This is a genomic window from Caballeronia udeis (assembly GCF_001544555.2).
GTDB lineage: Bacteria > Pseudomonadota > Gammaproteobacteria > Burkholderiales > Burkholderiaceae > Caballeronia > Caballeronia udeis.
The window spans coordinates 1-16,302 of record NZ_FCOK02000077.1 but is presented as its reverse complement, the minus strand read 5'-3'; the positions used below and the strand labels follow the sequence as shown (position 1 = coordinate 16,302).

The 16,302-nt window shown below is 60.1% G+C and carries 19 protein-coding genes and 1 pseudogene; 10 read left to right on the top strand and 10 right to left on the bottom strand.

Annotated elements, in window-relative coordinates; all coding sequences use genetic code 11:
* Window positions 1–622 precede the first annotated feature (622 nt).
* The 6 genes from AWB69_RS36220 to AWB69_RS49850 form a co-directional block, all read right to left on the bottom strand.
* Window positions 623–2,077, bottom strand: a complete 1,455-nt coding sequence (locus AWB69_RS36220; RefSeq protein WP_062091598.1) for a DEAD/DEAH box helicase — start codon at window positions 2,075–2,077, stop codon at window positions 623–625.
* 131 nt (window positions 2,078–2,208) lie between these two features.
* Complete coding sequence (locus AWB69_RS36215) at window positions 2,209–3,477, bottom strand: RNA polymerase sigma factor (RefSeq protein WP_062091597.1); 1,269 nt, start codon at window positions 3,475–3,477, stop codon at window positions 2,209–2,211.
* On the bottom strand, window positions 3,474–3,845 hold the full coding sequence (locus AWB69_RS36210) for a YciI family protein (protein WP_062091596.1): 372 nt from the start codon (window positions 3,843–3,845) through the stop codon (window positions 3,474–3,476). Before AWB69_RS36210 ends, AWB69_RS36215 begins: the two co-directional genes overlap by 4 nt.
* A 533-nt stretch (window positions 3,846–4,378) precedes the next feature.
* Window positions 4,379–4,741: a nuclear transport factor 2 family protein gene (locus AWB69_RS36205; protein WP_062091595.1), complete on the bottom strand. Its 363-nt coding sequence runs from the start codon at window positions 4,739–4,741 to the stop codon at window positions 4,379–4,381.
* 65 nt (window positions 4,742–4,806) lie between these two features.
* Window positions 4,807–5,016 carry a glutathione binding-like protein gene (locus tag AWB69_RS49855; RefSeq protein ID WP_231937346.1) on the bottom strand — a complete coding sequence of 70 codons (210 nt, stop codon included), beginning with the start codon at window positions 5,014–5,016 and terminating at the stop codon, window positions 4,807–4,809.
* A gap of 13 nt (window positions 5,017–5,029) precedes the next feature.
* Window positions 5,030–5,434 (bottom strand): glutathione S-transferase family protein, encoded by a 405-nt coding sequence (locus tag AWB69_RS49850; RefSeq protein WP_231937345.1) that lies wholly within the window; start codon window positions 5,432–5,434, stop codon window positions 5,030–5,032.
* A gap of 119 nt (window positions 5,435–5,553) precedes the next feature.
* On the opposite strand from AWB69_RS49850, the gene AWB69_RS36195 reads away from it, so the two are divergent.
* The 4 genes from AWB69_RS36195 to AWB69_RS36180 all read left to right on the top strand — a co-directional run bounded on the left by AWB69_RS36195 (window position 5,554) and on the right by AWB69_RS36180 (window position 8,952).
* Entirely contained in the window at window positions 5,554–6,468 is a 915-nt protein-coding gene (locus AWB69_RS36195) for a LysR family transcriptional regulator (protein ID WP_062091633.1), read from the top strand.
* 728 nt (window positions 6,469–7,196) lie between these two features.
* Entirely contained in the window at window positions 7,197–7,499 is a 303-nt protein-coding gene (locus AWB69_RS36190) for an H-NS histone family protein (protein WP_062091632.1), read from the top strand.
* Between the two features lie 416 nt (window positions 7,500–7,915).
* Window positions 7,916–8,299, top strand: coding sequence for a MarR family winged helix-turn-helix transcriptional regulator (locus AWB69_RS36185; protein WP_231937344.1), 384 nt, complete (start codon window positions 7,916–7,918; stop codon window positions 8,297–8,299).
* 218 nt (window positions 8,300–8,517) lie between these two features.
* On the top strand, window positions 8,518–8,952 hold the full coding sequence (locus tag AWB69_RS36180; RefSeq protein WP_062091593.1) for a tautomerase family protein: 435 nt from the start codon (window positions 8,518–8,520) through the stop codon (window positions 8,950–8,952).
* Between the two features lie 59 nt (window positions 8,953–9,011).
* On the opposite strand, the gene AWB69_RS36175 is transcribed toward AWB69_RS36180, so the two are convergent.
* From AWB69_RS36175 to AWB69_RS49845, 3 genes and pseudogenes are all read right to left on the bottom strand, one after another.
* Window positions 9,012–9,281, bottom strand: coding sequence for a hypothetical protein (locus tag AWB69_RS36175; protein ID WP_062091592.1), 270 nt, complete (start codon window positions 9,279–9,281; stop codon window positions 9,012–9,014).
* Between the two features lie 60 nt (window positions 9,282–9,341).
* A complete protein-coding gene (locus AWB69_RS36170; protein ID WP_062091631.1) occupies window positions 9,342–9,758 on the bottom strand; it encodes a MarR family winged helix-turn-helix transcriptional regulator in 417 nt (138 codons plus the stop codon).
* A 367-nt stretch (window positions 9,759–10,125) separates the two neighbouring features.
* Window positions 10,126–10,263 (bottom strand): annotated as a pseudogene (locus AWB69_RS49845) (porin); the annotation flags it as partial.
* A 228-nt stretch (window positions 10,264–10,491) separates the two neighbouring features.
* Here AWB69_RS49845 and osmF point away from each other — a divergent pair.
* Genes osmF through AWB69_RS36150 form a run of 4 tightly spaced genes read left to right on the top strand, consistent with a single transcriptional unit; the run spans window position 10,492 to window position 14,379 of the window.
* Complete coding sequence (gene osmF, locus AWB69_RS36165; RefSeq protein WP_062091591.1) at window positions 10,492–11,421, top strand: glycine betaine ABC transporter substrate-binding protein OsmF; 930 nt, start codon at window positions 10,492–10,494, stop codon at window positions 11,419–11,421.
* Window positions 11,418–12,650 (top strand): ABC transporter permease, encoded by a 1,233-nt coding sequence (locus AWB69_RS36160; RefSeq protein ID WP_082913747.1) that lies wholly within the window; start codon window positions 11,418–11,420, stop codon window positions 12,648–12,650. The genes osmF and AWB69_RS36160 overlap by 4 nt, the downstream gene beginning before the upstream one ends.
* Before the next feature lie 38 nt (window positions 12,651–12,688).
* A complete protein-coding gene (locus AWB69_RS36155; RefSeq protein WP_062091590.1) occupies window positions 12,689–13,627 on the top strand; it encodes an ABC transporter ATP-binding protein in 939 nt (312 codons plus the stop codon).
* Complete coding sequence (locus AWB69_RS36150) at window positions 13,624–14,379, top strand: ABC transporter permease (RefSeq protein ID WP_082913746.1); 756 nt, start codon at window positions 13,624–13,626, stop codon at window positions 14,377–14,379. Before AWB69_RS36155 ends, AWB69_RS36150 begins: the two co-directional genes overlap by 4 nt.
* Window positions 14,380–14,507: 128 nt before the next feature.
* Here AWB69_RS36150 and AWB69_RS36145 read toward each other — a convergent pair whose 3' ends face one another.
* Window positions 14,508–14,690 carry a CsbD family protein gene (locus tag AWB69_RS36145; protein WP_062091589.1) on the bottom strand — a complete coding sequence of 61 codons (183 nt, stop codon included), beginning with the start codon at window positions 14,688–14,690 and terminating at the stop codon, window positions 14,508–14,510.
* A 616-nt stretch (window positions 14,691–15,306) separates the two neighbouring features.
* Between AWB69_RS36145 and AWB69_RS36140 the strand changes: the two genes are divergently transcribed.
* Both AWB69_RS36140 and AWB69_RS36135 read left to right on the top strand, forming a co-directional pair.
* Window positions 15,307–15,627, top strand: a complete 321-nt coding sequence (locus AWB69_RS36140) for an ArsR/SmtB family transcription factor (RefSeq protein ID WP_062091628.1) — start codon at window positions 15,307–15,309, stop codon at window positions 15,625–15,627.
* 20 nt (window positions 15,628–15,647) lie between these two features.
* Window positions 15,648–16,302 (top strand): arsenic resistance protein (locus AWB69_RS36135; protein WP_197500395.1); only part of this gene is annotated, 655 nt, incomplete at its 3' end.

Sequence of the window (16,302 nt, the reverse complement as noted above, 5' to 3'; positions counted from 1 at the left end):
GGTTCATGCCTTTCCTTGACGCATTTGCCCACGCGCACGACGCCTCTGGAAAGGCACAAGACGGCATCAAACTACTTGGTCCGTAATCCGAACGTGGGCATCGGTGATATGGAACCCATGCTTCTCGATGTCATCGAGACACTCTCCCGGGTCAACGCCCGGGTTCGGTCTGTCCCGGCTTAGCTCCACTGACTTAAATGAAACCCAAGGCGCGAACCTTGCCGGCAGATTCACCCCCGTGGCGTCTGCCGTAACGCCGAACACACGACCGGGTCCCCGAAAAATATAGACAAGCATTTCGTTTACTCCTGCGATGGACGAATACTTTGTACGCATTGTCAATGATTCGGGCCGCAGGGTCGAATGTCAGTTCCCGGCTGGTTTTTGTCTGACGCGGTCGGCTCGGTTCGTGTGAGAAGCGGACACATTCGCCAGACACGACCTCGATCGGACGCTCGCTACGCACGATTTCAACGTCCCTTCTGCCCCGAAGTTGTTATCGATCCTGGATCCAGTGCACCGTTACGCGCCGACCTGATGCACGTCGAAGCCGTGCCGCTGCCCGGCAGCGGGCCGCAAACCGCCAGTCGGTTCCAGGGCTGGCGTTACTCATCCCCTCACATCAGGGTTGGCGTTTGCCGCGGCCACCATCGGGTTTGCCAGCCGGCGTACGTGAACCCGCAACTGGCTTGCTGGCGGGTTTGCTGCGTGGCTTTTGCACGCTGAATGGGTTTGCGCTTACGAAGCTTGTGCCTTTACCCTCGGCCGCAGCGCGCTGAACCGCAGGCTTGCGATTGTTTTCGCCACTTTGCGAGCGCAGTTTTTTGCTGAGCACCTGCATGGCGCCCGGCGCAGCCGGTGGTATTTTCGGCATTTTCGGCTTCTTAGGCTTTTTGGGTTTCTTGATGATCTGTCCCGTCGCGCTAGTTTGCGGCACGCGGTGTTCGGCTTCGAAACCCGCCTCTTCTTCACGGGGCAGCGTTTGCCGGATCAGCGCTTCAATCGCGGCCAGTTGCGGCGCTTCATCGGCACACACGAGGGATACCGCCACGCCGCTGGCGCCCGCGCGGCCGGTACGGCCAATACGGTGCACATAGTCTTGCGCCACGATCGGCAGATCAACGTTGATCACCAGCGGCAGGTCGTCGATATCCAGCCCGCGCGCAGCCACATCGGTGGCTACCAGCATATGTACTTCGCCCGTCTTGAAGCGCTCCAGCGCACGCAGGCGCGCGGGTTGCGGTTTGTCGCCGTGGATGGTGTCGACCGCATAGCCCGCTTCATCCAGCATGGCCGCCAGGTAATCCACGCCGTTGCGGGTTTTGACGAACACCAGCGCGTGCTCCCAGTTGTTCTGAGCCACAAGGTGCATGAAGAGGTCAGGCTTGTTCTTTTTATCCACCGGCACCACCCACTGCTTGATCTTGCTGGCCGTGGCATTGGCCGCGCCGACGCTGATGTTGACCGGGCCGCGGAGAATGGCCGCCGCCATGGCGCGGATATCATCGGTAAACGTAGCAGAGAACAGCAGGGTCTGGCGCTGAGCGGGCAACGCAGCAAAGACGGCGTTGAGTTCGCGCGCAAAGCCCAGATCCAGCATGCGGTCGGCTTCATCCAGTACCAGCGTTTGCACTTGATCGAACTGCACCGCGTTCTGGCGATTGAGATCCAGCAAACGGCCCGGCGTGGCAACGAGCACATCCACGCCTTTGCGCAACGTCATCATCTGCGGGTTGATACTCACACCGCCGTAGGCGGCCAGAAATCGTAAGTCGAGGCCTTTGCCGTAATCGATAAAGCTTTGCAGCACTTGTTCGGCCAGTTCACGCGTGGGCACCAGCACCAGAACACGCGCGCGGTTGCTGGACACCGCCGGGCCGTGCTCCACCAGCCGTTGCAACAGCGGCAACGCAAAACCCGCCGTTTTGCCAGTGCCGGTCTGTGCCGCAGCCATGACGTCCCGGCCACTGAGCACAGCAGGGATCGCCTTGGCCTGCACCGGCGTAGGTGTCTGGTAATTGAGGTCCTGCACATTACGCAGCAAGGGATCAATCAGGCCAAGCGAGGCAAAAGACATTGGCGTATTCCGGGATAAAGCCGCAATTCTAGCGTTACCGCCTGATTGCGCCGCGCCGCGTAGCGTGGCGCGGGGTCTGAGCCGTGTCAGCGCGGGGCTTGCAACCTCGCGCGGCAAACGCAACGGCCAATCTAACTTTTCGCCGATAACAGCTCGCCGCGCTTGCACTGCAGGAACCGGCGCACGGCCGGATCGCGCTCGAGTCCGATCGCGAGATCGTACGCGCCGAGCGCTTCGGCCGTCGCGCCGGCACGCGCGAGCAGATTGGCACGCGCGGCCCAGTACGGCTGGTAGTCGACCAGCCGCGGATCGTCCGCGTACGGCTCGAGCGCGTCGAGCGCCGCCTGCGGGCCATCCCGTTCCGCCAGCGCGAGCGCGCGGTTCACCGCAACCACCGGCGACGCTGCAATCGCGAGCAGCGCATCATAAAGTTGCACGATCTCGTTCCAGTTCGGGCGATGCGTCCGGCAGCGGTAGACGTGCGCCGACTGCAAAGCGGCCTCGAGCTGAAAGCGTCCGATTGCGTTGAATGCGCTCGCGCGCCGCAGCAGTGCGCTGGCTGCGTCGATCATCGGCGCATCCCATGTCGCCGGATCCTGAGCCGACAGTGGCACGTAGTCGCCGGCCGCATCGCGCCGTGCATCGCGCCGCGCCTGCGCATACAGCATCAGCGCGAGCAGCCCCAGCGTCTCTGGCTCCTCGGGCAGGAGTTCGACGAGCAGGTGCGCAAGAAACAGCGCCTCGCCGGCGAGATCGCGCCGCTCGGTATCGCCGCCGACCGGATCGGTCCACCCTTCCGCATACGCCGCATAGACCGTTTCCAGCACCGCAGCGAGCCGGCCGGGCAACTCCTCGCGCTCGGGGACGCTGAACGGGATACCCGCTTCGCGGATCTTGTTCTTCGCCCGCACGAGGCGCTTGCTCATCGCGGCCGGCGACATCAGGAACGCGGACGCAATCGTCTTCGCTTCGAGCCCCAGCACCACCTGCAGCATCAGCGGCGTGCGAATCGCGGCCTCGAGGGCAGGGTGCGTGCACGCGAACAGTAGCGCGAGCCGCCGGTCGGGCAACAGGCCTGCTTCATGCTCGTCGATCTCGTCGGCGAGGATCGCGAGCTGGTTCACCACTTCGTCGCCGACACGGCGATGACGCACGCCATCGAGCGCCCGGCGGCGCGCAACCGTCATCAGCCACGCTTCGGGATTCGCGGGGCAGCCTCGCTTCGGCCAGTCCGCGAGCGCGGCCGCGAACGCGTCGGCCAGCGCGTCCTCGGCCGCCGCGACGTCGCGCGTGCGCATCGCCAGCAGCGCGACGAGCTTGCCATAACTGCGGCGCGCGACCACCTCGGCGATCGAATGCGCGGCGGCGCCAGCGTCAGGGCCGCCGCCGGACGGACTCATGCAGCAGATGGCGCGTCGTACGGGGCAGTCCAGGCCGGGCGCACTTCCATGAGGCCGTGCGCCGCGCCGGGACAACGCGACGCCCACGCGATGGCCGCGTCCAGGTTGGGCACGTCGATCAGGTAGTAGCCGGCGAGCTGCTCTTTCGAATCGGAATACGGTCCGTCAAGCACCTGCGGCTTGCCGTCGACGAGCCGCACCGTGGTGGCCGTGCTCGTGTGCTGCAGCCGGTTGGCGCCCACCAGCACCTCGGCTTTTTTCAACGATTCGGTGTACGCCTGGTAGGCGGCAACCCCTTGCTGCCGCTCGCTGTCGGTCATCTGGTTCCAGCCGTTTTCTTCCGAATAGATCATCAATAGGTATTGCATATGAGCCTCCGTCATGGGGTTAAGGCGGGTGAATTACATCGGGCCGCCATCACAATGACGCGCGGGCCGCATGCTGACGGACACGCGGCGTCGAAAAAATCGAGAACGACGCACCGGCTTTAATCGTCCGCCTCTGTCGAACCCTGCGCGTGGCCACTTCGGGCGAGCCCGCCAGCCCCTCTGTGCGGCTATCAATTTCCCCGCACCATTGCAGATCGCATTAAAGCGCGTTTCCCGTAGGTATAGCAGCAATCCCGGCGAGGATATCTGACTTTCAACTGCTCAAGTCTTGACACCCACAAAGGTTTGATCGGCTGAATTCACCCGAAGCGGCTTTTCAGGTTTCTCAAAAGCGGTTCACCTCTTCGGCCACGTCGCGATGATGCAGGGGCCGTTGCAAGCGCTCATCGAGAGCCGCGGGACCGTCGTCAACGTCAGAGACTCGTGTGGACCCTGGCGCTCTCATGTAATGCAGGAGCAATTCGACGCCATTCTTTGCCTTGTGCCGCTATCGGCGTTGACTGGCGCCTCGCTTAGGGCAGTGTGTCGAAGAAGAGATAAACGGCGGCTATGCGACCTTCCCGGGCAACGATGAAGTCAGTTCCAGCGTAAGCCGGAGCCTCACCCGGACGGCCGGATACCCACCGGATCCGTCCGCCATCGCCCGACAGATCGGGCTCGGCGATTGGCTGGTACTGGAAGTCAGGGTGAGTCGCCTTGATCACGCCCGCGATCCGATCGATCTCGTCGCGGCCGCGGTGGGTGCCGGTGTTGGGGTCATGGAACACGCAATCCTCGGTGAAAATTTCGTCGATGAGCGCGCGCCGGCGCACGGGATCGTTCTCACCGAAGACGTCGAGATTGCGTCTCAGCAGGATCGGAATACTGTTGGACATTGGCTGCCTCCTTAAGGCAAGTAGTTGTCTCTCAAATGTCTACCACTGGAAATCGATGCTAGGGATTACTGAGCAAGTGCCACGGTCTTTGCGATGCCTCTGGCGACCGCGGGTCGAGCGGAGATGTCGGCGTACCATCGAGCGACGAATGGGAACTTGTCGAGGGTTGCGCCGACCGTCTGATGGCGCCACACCCACCCGAAATGGGCGATGTCCGCAATACTGTAGGCGTCACCTGCAACGTACTGTTGATACTCAAGGCCGTGATTGAGCACGCCCAGCGTCCGGTCAACCTCCGATAGCGCGCGCTTGGGCCTCGGGTTGGGGCAACGACTGAATCGCGACCAGAAATGCCTGGAGGAACGCCGGGCTAAGGCCGGACGCGTGGAAGAAGAGTTGCTCGAAGACCTTGCCCCGGTGAGGGCCATTCTTCGGAAGAAGTTGTCCCGTCTTCTCAGCAAGGTAGACCAGGATTGCGGCGGATTCGCTGAGGACCACATCACCGTCTCCGAGAACGGAACGGTCGATGAGAACGGGGATTTTCGCGTTGGGATTCATCGCCTTGAAGGCGTCGGTCTTCTGCTCGCCCTGGCGCAGGTTGACGGGAACGAGCCGATAGTCGAGCTCCATCTCTTCCAATGCAATCGGGACTTTGACGCTGTTGGGCGTGGGGAATGCGAGAACTTCAATCATTGGCGTATTTTTTCCTTCGAGTCTGGGTCCCATGCACAGCTGCGGGGTGAGACAAATCTACGGCGGCATGCTATTTTTCGAAATAGAAATGAATGAAAACCATCGTTGCAGAATTGTCGATGTCAAAGCTCCCCGATTTCGAAGGGCTCGCGATGTTCGCGAAGGTCGCCGAAGAAGGTTCGTTCGCTGCGGCGGCCACGGCCATGGGTGTCTCGGTCGCCACGGTCTCCCGGGCCGTTACCCGGCTGGAAGAGCGGCTGGGAGGCCGACTGTTCAACCGTACATCCCGACGACTTGCACTCACGGACTATGGCCACACACTCGCCGAACGAGCGGCGAAAATCTATGCCGACGCCGAGGAGACAGAGGATTTCGCCCGTGAGACCTCAAGCCGGCCGCGTGGTCTCGTCAAGCTCGCTGCGCCGCTCACGTTTGGCGCTCGGTGGGTTGCCCCGCTGCTGCCGGAATTTTTCCGGACCTACCCGGATATTTCCGTGGATCTTCATCTCACGGATGTCCATGCCGATCTGATCGGGGAAGGCTTCGATGCCGCCCTGCGCATCGCCATCATGGAAGACTCATCTCTCGTCGCGCGTCACATTGCACACGTGCGCCGGTTTGTCGTCGCATCCCCCGCCTACCTGGCTCGCTATGGTCGTCCGCAGCACCCACAAGATCTGGGCGCCCATCCGTGTCTTACCTACACGAACAGGAGTAAGCGCGACGTTTGGCGCTTTACCCGCAAAAGTGGCGAGGAATGCGCGGTTACACCAACCGGGGCGTTGCGAGGAACGAGCGTGGAAGCTCTGCTGCCCACGGTCCTCGCGGGACTTGCCATCACTGAACTCCCTGAATTTGTTGCGTCGCAGTACTTTTCCGACAATCAGCTTGAACCGATTTTGACTGACTGGCGCTTGCCCGAAGGCGGCCTTTATTTCGTCACGCCCACTGCCCGCGCACGGCCGGCAAAGGTTAGCGCCCTGGCCGACTTCTTCATTGCTAAGCTGACCACGGCAGATTGGGGCGCAAAGTGATGGCGTATCGCAGCGAATATCTCGAGATAGTGCAGGCTAGCAGAGCATATGGCGTTGCAAGAACACGCTTAACCATCTGCATTGAGACTGCACCGAACGGCACTATCTAAAAATTTGTCTTATCAGTGTATTGGTGGGCGGATGATTGACAACTCTTTCGAGAAGCCACATCCGGCGATGCGTTACACTCGGTAAGCCGAAGGAATGCGCGCTTACCGATTCACTTCCTTTAACGAGTCGGAATCTGCTGCGAATAACTGTTTCGCCAGATTTAAAGTCTGATGATCTATGTAAGATATCGTTAATATCAAGGTCTGGCCCGGTTTGGCTGAGTGTGGTATTTGTATCTTATTGACGCGCGACGTGATTGTTCCGATGCGTCCCGGCGCGATGCGCGTACACTAGCCGCTGTTTTAGAGAAGAGGCCCGCGGGGGAATCCCCTCCGCGCGCATGCAGCACCTCTTTGATCGCCCACTGATGCGGCATGCTGCCGGTCACGGCGTCGCGGCTACTGAAGACTCTGACGAAGGTCGCAGACCGGAACGCCGCTAATTCGGCAGCCATCGGTCTTGCAGGCGTAGCCTGTTCGCCAAGCGGACAGACTGCCTGAGGCCTCGCGGCGCACCAGCCATTAAAAAGCGATTGCCTCTGCGCCAACCCATGTTGAGCAATACGCTGTTGAATACTCATATAACTTCAAAGAACGATTTTTATCATGCAAACGGAAATGCCCACCCTTAAAGAACTGCTGGCGCAACGCGAAGCGCTTCAGGACCAGTTGAACGTCGCCCGACAGCGCCAGGCCGAAATCGTCCTCGCTGAAATAGTCGCCAAGATGGGCGAATACAAGATCTCGCTCGCTGAACTGATGGGACACAAGAATCCAGTCAAGGCGCCTGCCGCCGTTGCCGCGACAACCGCAGCGCCAAAATATCGTGACGCAGTGAGCGGTGCGACCTGGTCCGGACGTGGCCGGGCTCCTCATTGGATCGCCGACAAAAACCGCGATGAGTTCCTGGTAAATGCCTGAACGGGTGTCTCTGCGCGGCGGATCGGCGTATCGGCACGCCATAGCGTGACGCAAACAATCCGCGCTTATGGGATCCGATCGATCCCGGATGAAAGAACTTGAGCGGCGCTTAAGACCCAGTTGAAGCCGAATTGATGCCATCGCCCGTTGTCGAAAAAGCGGGCGGGTTGCGCGTCGCATGTTCGGATAGACAAGATACCTCACGCGATTCAGCATTGACGCATTAAGCGAGATGCGAGCTATACTCAAGCAGTTGCATATGCATCTGATTTTTGCGCTGCCTACGTTCTACCGGTGCTAAGAGGGTGCTTAATTGCGGTAAAGCAACGGCGTTGGGTTCCCTCGCTGCTAATCGACTATGGAATGTCATGTTCACGGACTGCTACTGCACACAATTCCGTCGCTCGGCAAACGCTTTGACGAGCGTCTACGACGACGCGCTCCGACCGATTGGATTAAAAATCACGCAATTCTCGCTTCTCCGTGCGCTTGAGCGTCTTGGATCGGCGACCTTCACCGAGATCGCGGTGGAAGCAGCCCTGGATAAGACCACTATCTCGAGAAACCTCAAGGTCCTGATCGATGCCGGCTGGGTCAAGGTTGGCAGCGAAGAAGACGCCCGCTTCAAGGTTGCCACCCTGAGCAAGGAAGGTTTGAAAATGCTCCGGCGTGCGGAGCCTCACTGGCAAGTTGCGCAGAAGCAGGTTGAGAGCGAGGTTCGAAAGTTCATGAAGGGACCAGCTAGCAAACGGCTGTTGGAGGCGCTCGAAACGCTTCAGGGTGTAGGGCGGGAGGGTTGACGCTCGTGGCAGTTTCGATCTGACGGGTAAACACGTGTATCTGATCAGTGCCGCAAACAATAAGATATAGATACAACTATCAAGCCGGATTTTCTTCACTCAACTAGTTGTAGCTGCAACTGTACGTTATTTCCAACAATCTGCTGCAATGTGGTTGTATATGCAACAGATTGGATGAAAAAACGAAAGCGTGATTTTATTGCTCAAGGAGGGGCTATATGCCGACCTATATTGTTTCCGCGGCCAGCGGCCGCCTGTCTGCCAATGCCAAACAACGTATTGCGGAAGAGATTACCCGGATTCACAATCAGGCGACCGGCGCTCAGTCTTTCTTCGCGCAGGTGATATTCAACGAGGTGCAGCAAGGCAACCACTTTATAGGTGGAAATCCGCTTCGCTCGGAACAAATTTTTGTGCACGGACATATTCGCGCGGGTCGCAGCGCTGAGCGCAAGCGGGAGTTGCTCGAGGGCATTGTCGACGCGATTTCGAAAACCACGTCCGTCGCCAAACGATACGTCTGGGCATACCTGTCTGAATTGCCTCCGGCACAGATGGTCGAATACGGCCATGTTCTACCGGAACCCGGTTCTGAACAAAGCTGGCTTTCGTCGCTGCCTGCGGAAGACCGTGACTACTTGCAAAGCATCTGAAAAGCAGGTCTGATGCACGCGGCACCGCGTCCACGCCAAAGAGGCCGATCGATTCACGTTCAACGTGAACAGTGATCGATCGCTTGTACAAGTGAATCCTGCAATGCCGGATCCTGGAAAAAAGCTTCGAGGGAACGGTGTTCGTCGTTTGCGAACGCCTGAAGGCAACGTGCATTATTGGCGCGGCTGCTTGAGACAGAGCAGGAAGGTGCGACCAGCAGCGCCGCTAGTCCAACGATGACCATGGCGGCGCCGGTGACTCGCACCTGCGACCCTTTCCACCCCACATGCTTTTCAGCCACGGCCATGCCCGGCAACTCGTTATCCATTTTATGAGCTCCATTATGATTAGCAAGACAACTATTTGCCTTTAAAAAAAGCCGTTGGACTTACACCAACGCCTTCCTCACGCCGTGCATGGATGTGACAGCCGACTCGAACAACTCCGGGCCGATCTTTGCGCGCAAGGTCCGGGCAATCCTGGCGCTGGCATTGTTGATTGGCCGATCGAGCGCCAGACCGGCGGGCGTTGCATGGACTGCCCACTCCCGGCCATCTTCCTTGGCTTGACGGCGTTCGACTAATTGCTTTTCGCAGAGACTGTCGATAAGCCTGGTTGCAGTAGGGCGCGCTATGCCCAGGATCTCGGCCACCTGACTGCTGAGACAACCGGGCGTAGCCAGCACGACCCGGAGCACAAATCCCTGCGGCGGCGTCAACCCGAATTCTGCATAGGCGGCCGTCCACTCCCGCTCTACAAGACGGGCGAGGGCAGCGGAATTGAAGTAAAGGCAGTGATCGAACATGACCACATTAAAACACACGATAGTTAGCAAGGCAATTAATTGAGAGGTGGTTGTTCCAGTGGATTACCGCGCGGAAATCGTGGTGCGGGCGGTAGGCGGAAGGGAGTCCCGCCCCACGCCTGGCTACCCGCTAATGCGTTGCGTGGCCGCTCATCTGTCGGATATCTCACGGCCTGGCACATGCGGATGGCTGCGCGCCGGTCAAGCTGACCAAGCGCGGGAAGCGAGACGATTTCCGTCGTCGCGCAGAGGCTCGGATACGAATCCGGGCTGGCGTTCAGCCGGGCATTCAAACGTCATAGGAGATATCCGCCCGGCGCGTCGCGCGTGTTGCTCAAAAGGGCCCTAAGCGCGAGCGCACGGACGCTCAATCAGAACGATCAGAGTTGCTTGAAGGATTGAAGCCCGCGATCTGGGCGACCTGTGCATCGCCGGCCGCTTTCTGGAACACGCCCAGCACATACACTGATGTCCTCTTGGACAACGCATATTCAGCCGTCAGGTTGCTTTACGGCGCGTACTTTCTGTGCCGAAAACGCATTTCCGTCGTATTTCCATCGATACCTATTTGCAAATCGGGATTTCTTGGTTTGTGATGGTTTCCCGTGCCGTTACTCTCCTCAGCTATTGCAGCCGATTCACTGCTACCTGGTCGATAATGTCGAGACGTGCTTGAGCGGCCAAAAACCACTTCCCTTTAAAAAACGACAGTTCAACTGAGGTCATCATCCCCATGGGAATCGCAAAATCAATCAAGGCATGGGGCGCCGCGGCGCTCGTCCTGACCATTTCCAACGCTTCCATTGCTTATGCCGCGGACTCGGTCACCGTGGCGTCGAAGATCGACACGGAGGGCAATCTGCTGGGGAACATGATTGCGCAGGTGCTGAAGTCGCATGGCATTGCGGTCTCCGACAAGATCGGCCTCGGGACCACGCCGATCGTGCGCAAGGCCATCACGACCGGCGAAATCGACATCTATCCGGAATACACCGGCAACGCCGCGTTCTTCTTCAACAAGGCCGACGACCCGCTCTGGAAGAATGCGGTCCAAGGCTATGAAGAAGCCTCCAAGCTCGACTACGCGGCCAACAAGATCGTCTGGCTGACGCCGGCGCCGGCCAACAACACCTGGGCCGTAGCCCTGCTGGGAACCGTGGCGAAAGCCAACAAGGTCAAGACGTTCGAGGACTTCGGCAAGTGGGTGTCGGCGGGCGGTCAGGTCAAGCTCGCGGCATCGGCGGAGTTCGTCAATACCGCTGCCGCGCTGCCGTCGTTCGAAAAGACCTATGCGTTCAAGCTGAAACCTGAACAACTGCTCGTGCTCTCGGGCGGGGATACAGCGGCGACGATCAAGGCGGCCGCCGAGCAAACCGACAAGGTCAACGCCGCCATGGTCTACGGCACGGACGGCGGCATAGCGGCCGCGGGCCTGGTCGTGCTGGAGGACAACAAGAACGTGCAACCCGTCTACGCGCCCACGCCGGTGATCCGCGAGAGCGTGCTGAAAGCGCACCCGGAGATTGCCGGCTACCTCAAGCCGGTATTTGCCAGTCTTGACCTGAAGACCCTTCAGACGTTGAACGGCCGCATTCAGGTCAACGGCGAGCCGGCTGCAGCGGTGGCGGCGAGCTATCTGAAATCCAAGGGCTTCGTTAAATGATTGCCGGGACCGGGTCCGACGCACGGGACGATGCACGCACCCATGAGACACCGGCCGCAGCCGTTGCGCAGGAGGGTGCGGGCGCCTTGCGTATCGACAAGGTCGGTTCGCTGATTGCTGCGCTGGCCTTGTTCGCGCTGGTGTTCGAACCGTTCGTGACGTTTCGGGCGAACCGGATCGTGTCGGGCAAAGGTCTCGGGTTCACCGACATCTTCCCCGCCGGGCAGGCGTGGGCGTTTCTTGCGGTGCTCGCCGCGGGGGCGCTGTTCGCGTTGCTGCGCAGCCGCCCGACGCTTCGGTTTGCGGTCGGCGTGATCCTGCTCCTGACGCTTTGCGTGTTGCTCGGCCTTGTGCCCGCGCATCTCGTCACCGCCGACAACCCGTTGGCGCGGGTGTCGCCCGCCGGTGGTTTCTGGATCCTGTTCTTCGCGTTTTCGGTGCTGGTGACCGACGCTATCGCGAAGCTATCGTTCGGGCCGGTGCAGGATCTCCTCGCGCTTGCACTGGCCGCGGCCGCGACAGCCGCCATCCTGAGCAGCGGACTCTGGAGCGGGCTGTCGGTCATGCAGGAGTACGCGAATCACGCCGATACCTTCTGGCTCGAAGCAGCCCGCCACGTTGAACTCGTCGCGGGGTCGGTTGCGGCGGCGGTCCTGATCGGCGTGCCGCTGGGCGTAGCGTGTGCGAAGTTGCCGGCGTTGCGTGCTGTCACGTTGCCGGTGCTCAACATTGTCCAGACCATTCCGAGTATCGCGATGTACGGGTTGATGATGGTTCCGCTAGCGCTACTTGCCGCCCGGTTCCCGCTGCTCGGTTCGCTGGGCATTCGCGGCATTGGTGTTGCGCCTGCGGGAATTGCGTTGTTCCTCTATTCGCTGCTGCCGGTCGCGGCAAGCGTCGTGGTGGGTTTTACGCAGCTTCCGCACGAGAGTGTTGAAGCGGCTGCGGCCATGGGCATGACGCCGCGCCAGCGGCTCTTTGCGATCGAATTGCCGCTTGCGTTGCCTGTCATCCTGACGGGTGTGCGCATCGTGCTGGTCCAGAACATCGGGCTCGCGACCGTGGCTGCGTTGATCGGCGGGGGCGGTTTCGGCACCTTTGTTTTCCAGGGTCTCGGACAAGCAGCCACTGATCTCGCGCTGCTCGGCGCCGTGCCGACCATCGCGCTCGGTCTTGCCGCGGCAATCGTGTTCAACGCCGTCACCGAACTCGCTAAAAGACGCCACTAACGGACGTCACTAACGGTCGTCACTAAAGGACGCCATGTATGATCGAAATCGAAAAAATCAGCCGGCGTTTCGGCGATATCGTCGCTGTTGACGATGTCTCGCTCACTATCGAACGCAGCACCATCACCGCGTTTGTCGGCACGTCCGGCAGCGGCAAGTCCACGCTGTTGCGCATGATCAACCGCCTGATCGCGCCCACGAGCGGCACCATCCGCATCGACGGGCGCGACACAGCAACGTTGCCGGCCGAGGTTCTGCGGCGCGGGATTGGTTATGTGATCCAGGGTAACGGCCTGTTTCCGCATTGGACGGTGGCCCGCAATATCGCAACCGTTCCGCGCTTGCTGGGGTGGAGTGCGGCCAGGATCGACGAGCGTGTGCGCGAGTTGCTGGCGCTCTTCAATCTCGACGCCGATGCCTACCTCGACAAGTATCCTCATCAGCTTTCCGGCGGTCAGCAGCAGCGTGTGGGCGTGGCCCGGGCGCTGGCCGCGGAGCCTGCAATCCTGCTGATGGACGAGCCGTTCGGCGCACTCGATCCCATCATTCGCGGCAAGGCACAGGAAGACTTGCTCGCGCTTCAGCGGCGTCTGGGAATCACGGTCGTGATCGTTACGCATGACATGGAAGAGGCGTTGCATCTGGGCGACCGCATTGTGGTGATGGACGGCGGCCGTGTGCTTCAGGCCGCTACGCCTGCCGAGATCTTGCAGCGGCCCGCCCCGGGTTTTGTCGAGCGCTTGGTGGCAGGCGTCGACAGGCCGTTCCGGCTGCTGTCGCTGATTCCTGTCAGTGAAATCGCCGAAGCCGGTGCCGCCGAAGGTAACCCCATTGCCGGCACGCAAAGCCTTCGTGACGCCCTGTCCGAGTTGCTTTGGCGTGGCGCGCAGAGCTTGCCGGTTGCATCGGCGGACGGTGCCGTGCAGCGGCGTATTTCGCTCGCATCCATCCTGGCGCGCGCCGAGAGGTCCGCATGAAATCAGCCGCCTGGATAGCGCGCATCTTCGCGCTTGCCGTGCTGCTTGCGCTGCTGTTCAAGCCGCACGTGTTCCAGCCGCTGCTTGCACCGCTGGCTGAAAACGGCGCGCCGGTACTCTATGACCGGGCGAGCCTGCTGGACCTCACGCTTGCGCATCTCGCGCTCGTGGCGGGCGCCAGTCTGGTGGGCGCGGTGATTGCGTTGCTTGCCGGGATTTTCGTGACGCGCGAGGCGGGTGCGGAATTCCTGCCGCTCGCGCGTAGCGTGGTGAATATCGGGCAGACGTTTCCGCCGGTGGTCGTGCTCGCGCTTGCGGTGCCGGTGGTCGGGTTTGGTGTCAAGCCAACCCTGGTCGCATTGATTCTCTACGGTCTCCTGCCTATCTTTGAAAGCACGATAACGGGCCTGAAGGAGATTCCGTCCGCGACTATCGACGCGGCGCGAGGCATGGGCATGAGTGCGACGCGGCAATTGCTCACTGTCGAACTGCCGCTCGCGCTGCCGGTGATACTCGCGGGCCTGCGCCTGTCTGTGGTGATCAACCTGGGGACTGCGACCATTGGTTCGACCGTGGCGGCGAAGGGGCTGGGAGACGTCATCATTGCCGGCCTGCAGACCTCGAATACGGCATTTATCCTGCAGGGAGGGGTGATCGTCGGATTGCTTGCCGTGCTGATCTATGACGCGATGGGTCTTGCCGGGAGATTGGCTTCAAGACATGTGCCGGACGCTGCGGCGAGTGGTGCTTAGCCTGACAACCCGTCTACGGGTCCTGGCGAAAAACAATCGCGACGCTTGTTTGCAATGACGCTCCTCAGCTAAACCTGAAGCTGAAAGCTGACCGGAGCCGGTCGGCTTTCAGCGTGCGGATTTTCCAGTTACTTCTTGAACCTGTTGCGCACGGCGTCGGCTGCTTCGCCGACCTTCGACTGGACCTTGCCCGCGATTTTCTCGGCGGCGCCTTCAGCTTGCGTCATCTTGTTGCCCGTGACCTTGCCGATCGCTTCCTTGACGGAGCCGGTCACTTGCTTGACTGCGCCTTCAACCCGGTTCTTGTCCATGACGTTTTTCCTTTGGAGAGCTTGCGTTATCAACGTGCTAAAAGTACGTCGACCGATAAGTGACTTTGCACACCTTCAACCCGGCGAACGCTTGCAATTGTGCTCATTCAGTTCAATGGTCGACAGTCGCAAATGCATCAGTCGGGCCAGTGCATTTGAAGTGCCGCCGCGCCTTGTATCGCCGTGTATAACCGTGTCAACGGACAAACCATACAAAACCTGCCAAGCGCTGGAATCAAGGCGCACAATTCGTTCCCGGGGTGGACTGTGATCCTCGGCAATACTCTGGCCTGGTCCGTCATGCCGTTCAGTTAAGGTTCATTGAAAAAATGCCGCGCCTGGAGTTCGAGCGCGGCTTTTCTGTTTTTGGAAATCAATCGTCTCCGCTTGGGCCAGATCCATGAAGGTCTCAAGTCGACCCCTATGCGCAGATCGCAACCATGCACACATGCCGTGAGATCCGCGGTACCGGCCCAGAAACTGAATGGCAGGTTTTCGCGCGACTACGGTTGCTCAAATAGTCTGACTTCCGGTCTCTTAGACCGGCACCGGCCTGCGCAATGAATTCAATTCGATAATACTTGAAATGTCGAATTAGATGCTATATGTTCCGGGCATGGACTCTAATCTCGTTGTACGCGCCCTGAGCGCGCTCGCCCATGAATCGCGTCTCGCGATCTTCCGCCTGCTGGTCGTCGCCGGGCCGGACGGCATGGCTGCTGGTGAAATCGCGAAGCAGCTGGGGCTCTCTCCTTCAAGCCTGTCATTTCACCTCAAGGATCTGTCGCATGCAGACCTGGTGAAGCCACGGCAAGAAAGCCGCTTCATCATCTACACCGCGAATTTTGACGCGATGACAGACCTGATCGGCTTCCTGACGGAGAACTGCTGTTCCGGCGCGACCTGTGCCGCGAGCGATCTTCCCAACTGCTGCTGAAAGGCCTGCCGAGGAATCAGATGAGCAGCACTGACACGGCGGTTGCCGGCGCACGACCGGCGATCGGATTTTTCGCGCGCTACCTGACAGTCTGGGTCGCCCTTTGCATCGTGGGCGGCATTCTGCTCGGGCAGGTGCTTCCCGAGCTCTTTCAGGCGATCGGCCGCATGGAAGTGGCACAGGTCAATCTCCCGGTCGGCGTGCTCATCTGGGTGATGATCATTCCGATGCTGGTCAAGATTGATTTTGCCGCGATGACGCAGGTCAAGAGCCAGTGGCGTGGAATAGGCGTCACGCTGTTTGTGAACTGGCTCGTCAAACCGTTCTCGATGGCGTTGCTCGGCTGGATCTTCATCCGCCATGTGTTCGCGCCGTGGCTTCCCGCGGAGCAACTCGACAGCTACATTGCCGGCTTGATCCTGCTGGCCGCAGCCCCTTGCACAGCCATGGTGTTCGTCTGGTCGCAGCTCTGCAAAGGCGATCCGTATTTCACGTTATCGCAAGTGGCGCTGAACGACGCCATCATGATCGTGGCCTTCGCGCCGCTGGTCGCCTTGTTGCTCGGTTTGTCGGCCATTACGGTGCCGTGGGATACGCTGATTATTTCGGTCAGCCTCTACATCATCATCCCGGTCATCCTCGCTCAACTGCTGCGCCGAATGCTGATGGCGAAGG

Excerpts from the sequence above, each read along its gene's own strand:
- AWB69_RS36170 (WP_062091631.1), bottom strand. The coding sequence starts at position 9,758 with ATGTTCGATCACTGCCTTTACTTCAATTCCGCTGCCCTCGCCCGTCTT.
- AWB69_RS36155 (WP_062091590.1), top strand. The coding sequence starts at position 12,689 with ATGATCGAAATCGAAAAAATCAGCCGGCGTTTCGGCGATATCGTCGCT.
- AWB69_RS36180 (WP_062091593.1), top strand. The coding sequence starts at position 8,518 with ATGCCGACCTATATTGTTTCCGCGGCCAGCGGCCGCCTGTCTGCCAAT.
- AWB69_RS36175 (WP_062091592.1), bottom strand. The coding sequence starts at position 9,281 with ATGGATAACGAGTTGCCGGGCATGGCCGTGGCTGAAAAGCATGTGGGG.
- AWB69_RS36205 (WP_062091595.1), bottom strand. The coding sequence starts at position 4,741 with ATGTCCAACAGTATTCCGATCCTGCTGAGACGCAATCTCGACGTCTTC.
- AWB69_RS36210 (WP_062091596.1), bottom strand. The coding sequence starts at position 3,845 with ATGCAATACCTATTGATGATCTATTCGGAAGAAAACGGCTGGAACCAG.
- AWB69_RS36140 (WP_062091628.1), top strand. The coding sequence starts at position 15,307 with ATGGACTCTAATCTCGTTGTACGCGCCCTGAGCGCGCTCGCCCATGAA.
- AWB69_RS49850 (WP_231937345.1), bottom strand. The coding sequence starts at position 5,434 with ATGATTGAAGTTCTCGCATTCCCCACGCCCAACAGCGTCAAAGTCCCG.
- AWB69_RS36215 (WP_062091597.1), bottom strand. The coding sequence starts at position 3,477 with ATGAGTCCGTCCGGCGGCGGCCCTGACGCTGGCGCCGCCGCGCATTCG.
- osmF (WP_062091591.1), top strand. The coding sequence starts at position 10,492 with ATGGGAATCGCAAAATCAATCAAGGCATGGGGCGCCGCGGCGCTCGTC.
- AWB69_RS36160 (WP_082913747.1), top strand. The coding sequence starts at position 11,418 with ATGATTGCCGGGACCGGGTCCGACGCACGGGACGATGCACGCACCCAT.
- AWB69_RS36150 (WP_082913746.1), top strand. The coding sequence starts at position 13,624 with ATGAAATCAGCCGCCTGGATAGCGCGCATCTTCGCGCTTGCCGTGCTG.
- AWB69_RS36145 (WP_062091589.1), bottom strand. The coding sequence starts at position 14,690 with ATGGACAAGAACCGGGTTGAAGGCGCAGTCAAGCAAGTGACCGGCTCC.
- AWB69_RS36220 (WP_062091598.1), bottom strand. The coding sequence starts at position 2,077 with ATGTCTTTTGCCTCGCTTGGCCTGATTGATCCCTTGCTGCGTAATGTG.
- AWB69_RS36190 (WP_062091632.1), top strand. The coding sequence starts at position 7,197 with ATGCCCACCCTTAAAGAACTGCTGGCGCAACGCGAAGCGCTTCAGGAC.
- AWB69_RS36195 (WP_062091633.1), top strand. The coding sequence starts at position 5,554 with ATGTCAAAGCTCCCCGATTTCGAAGGGCTCGCGATGTTCGCGAAGGTC.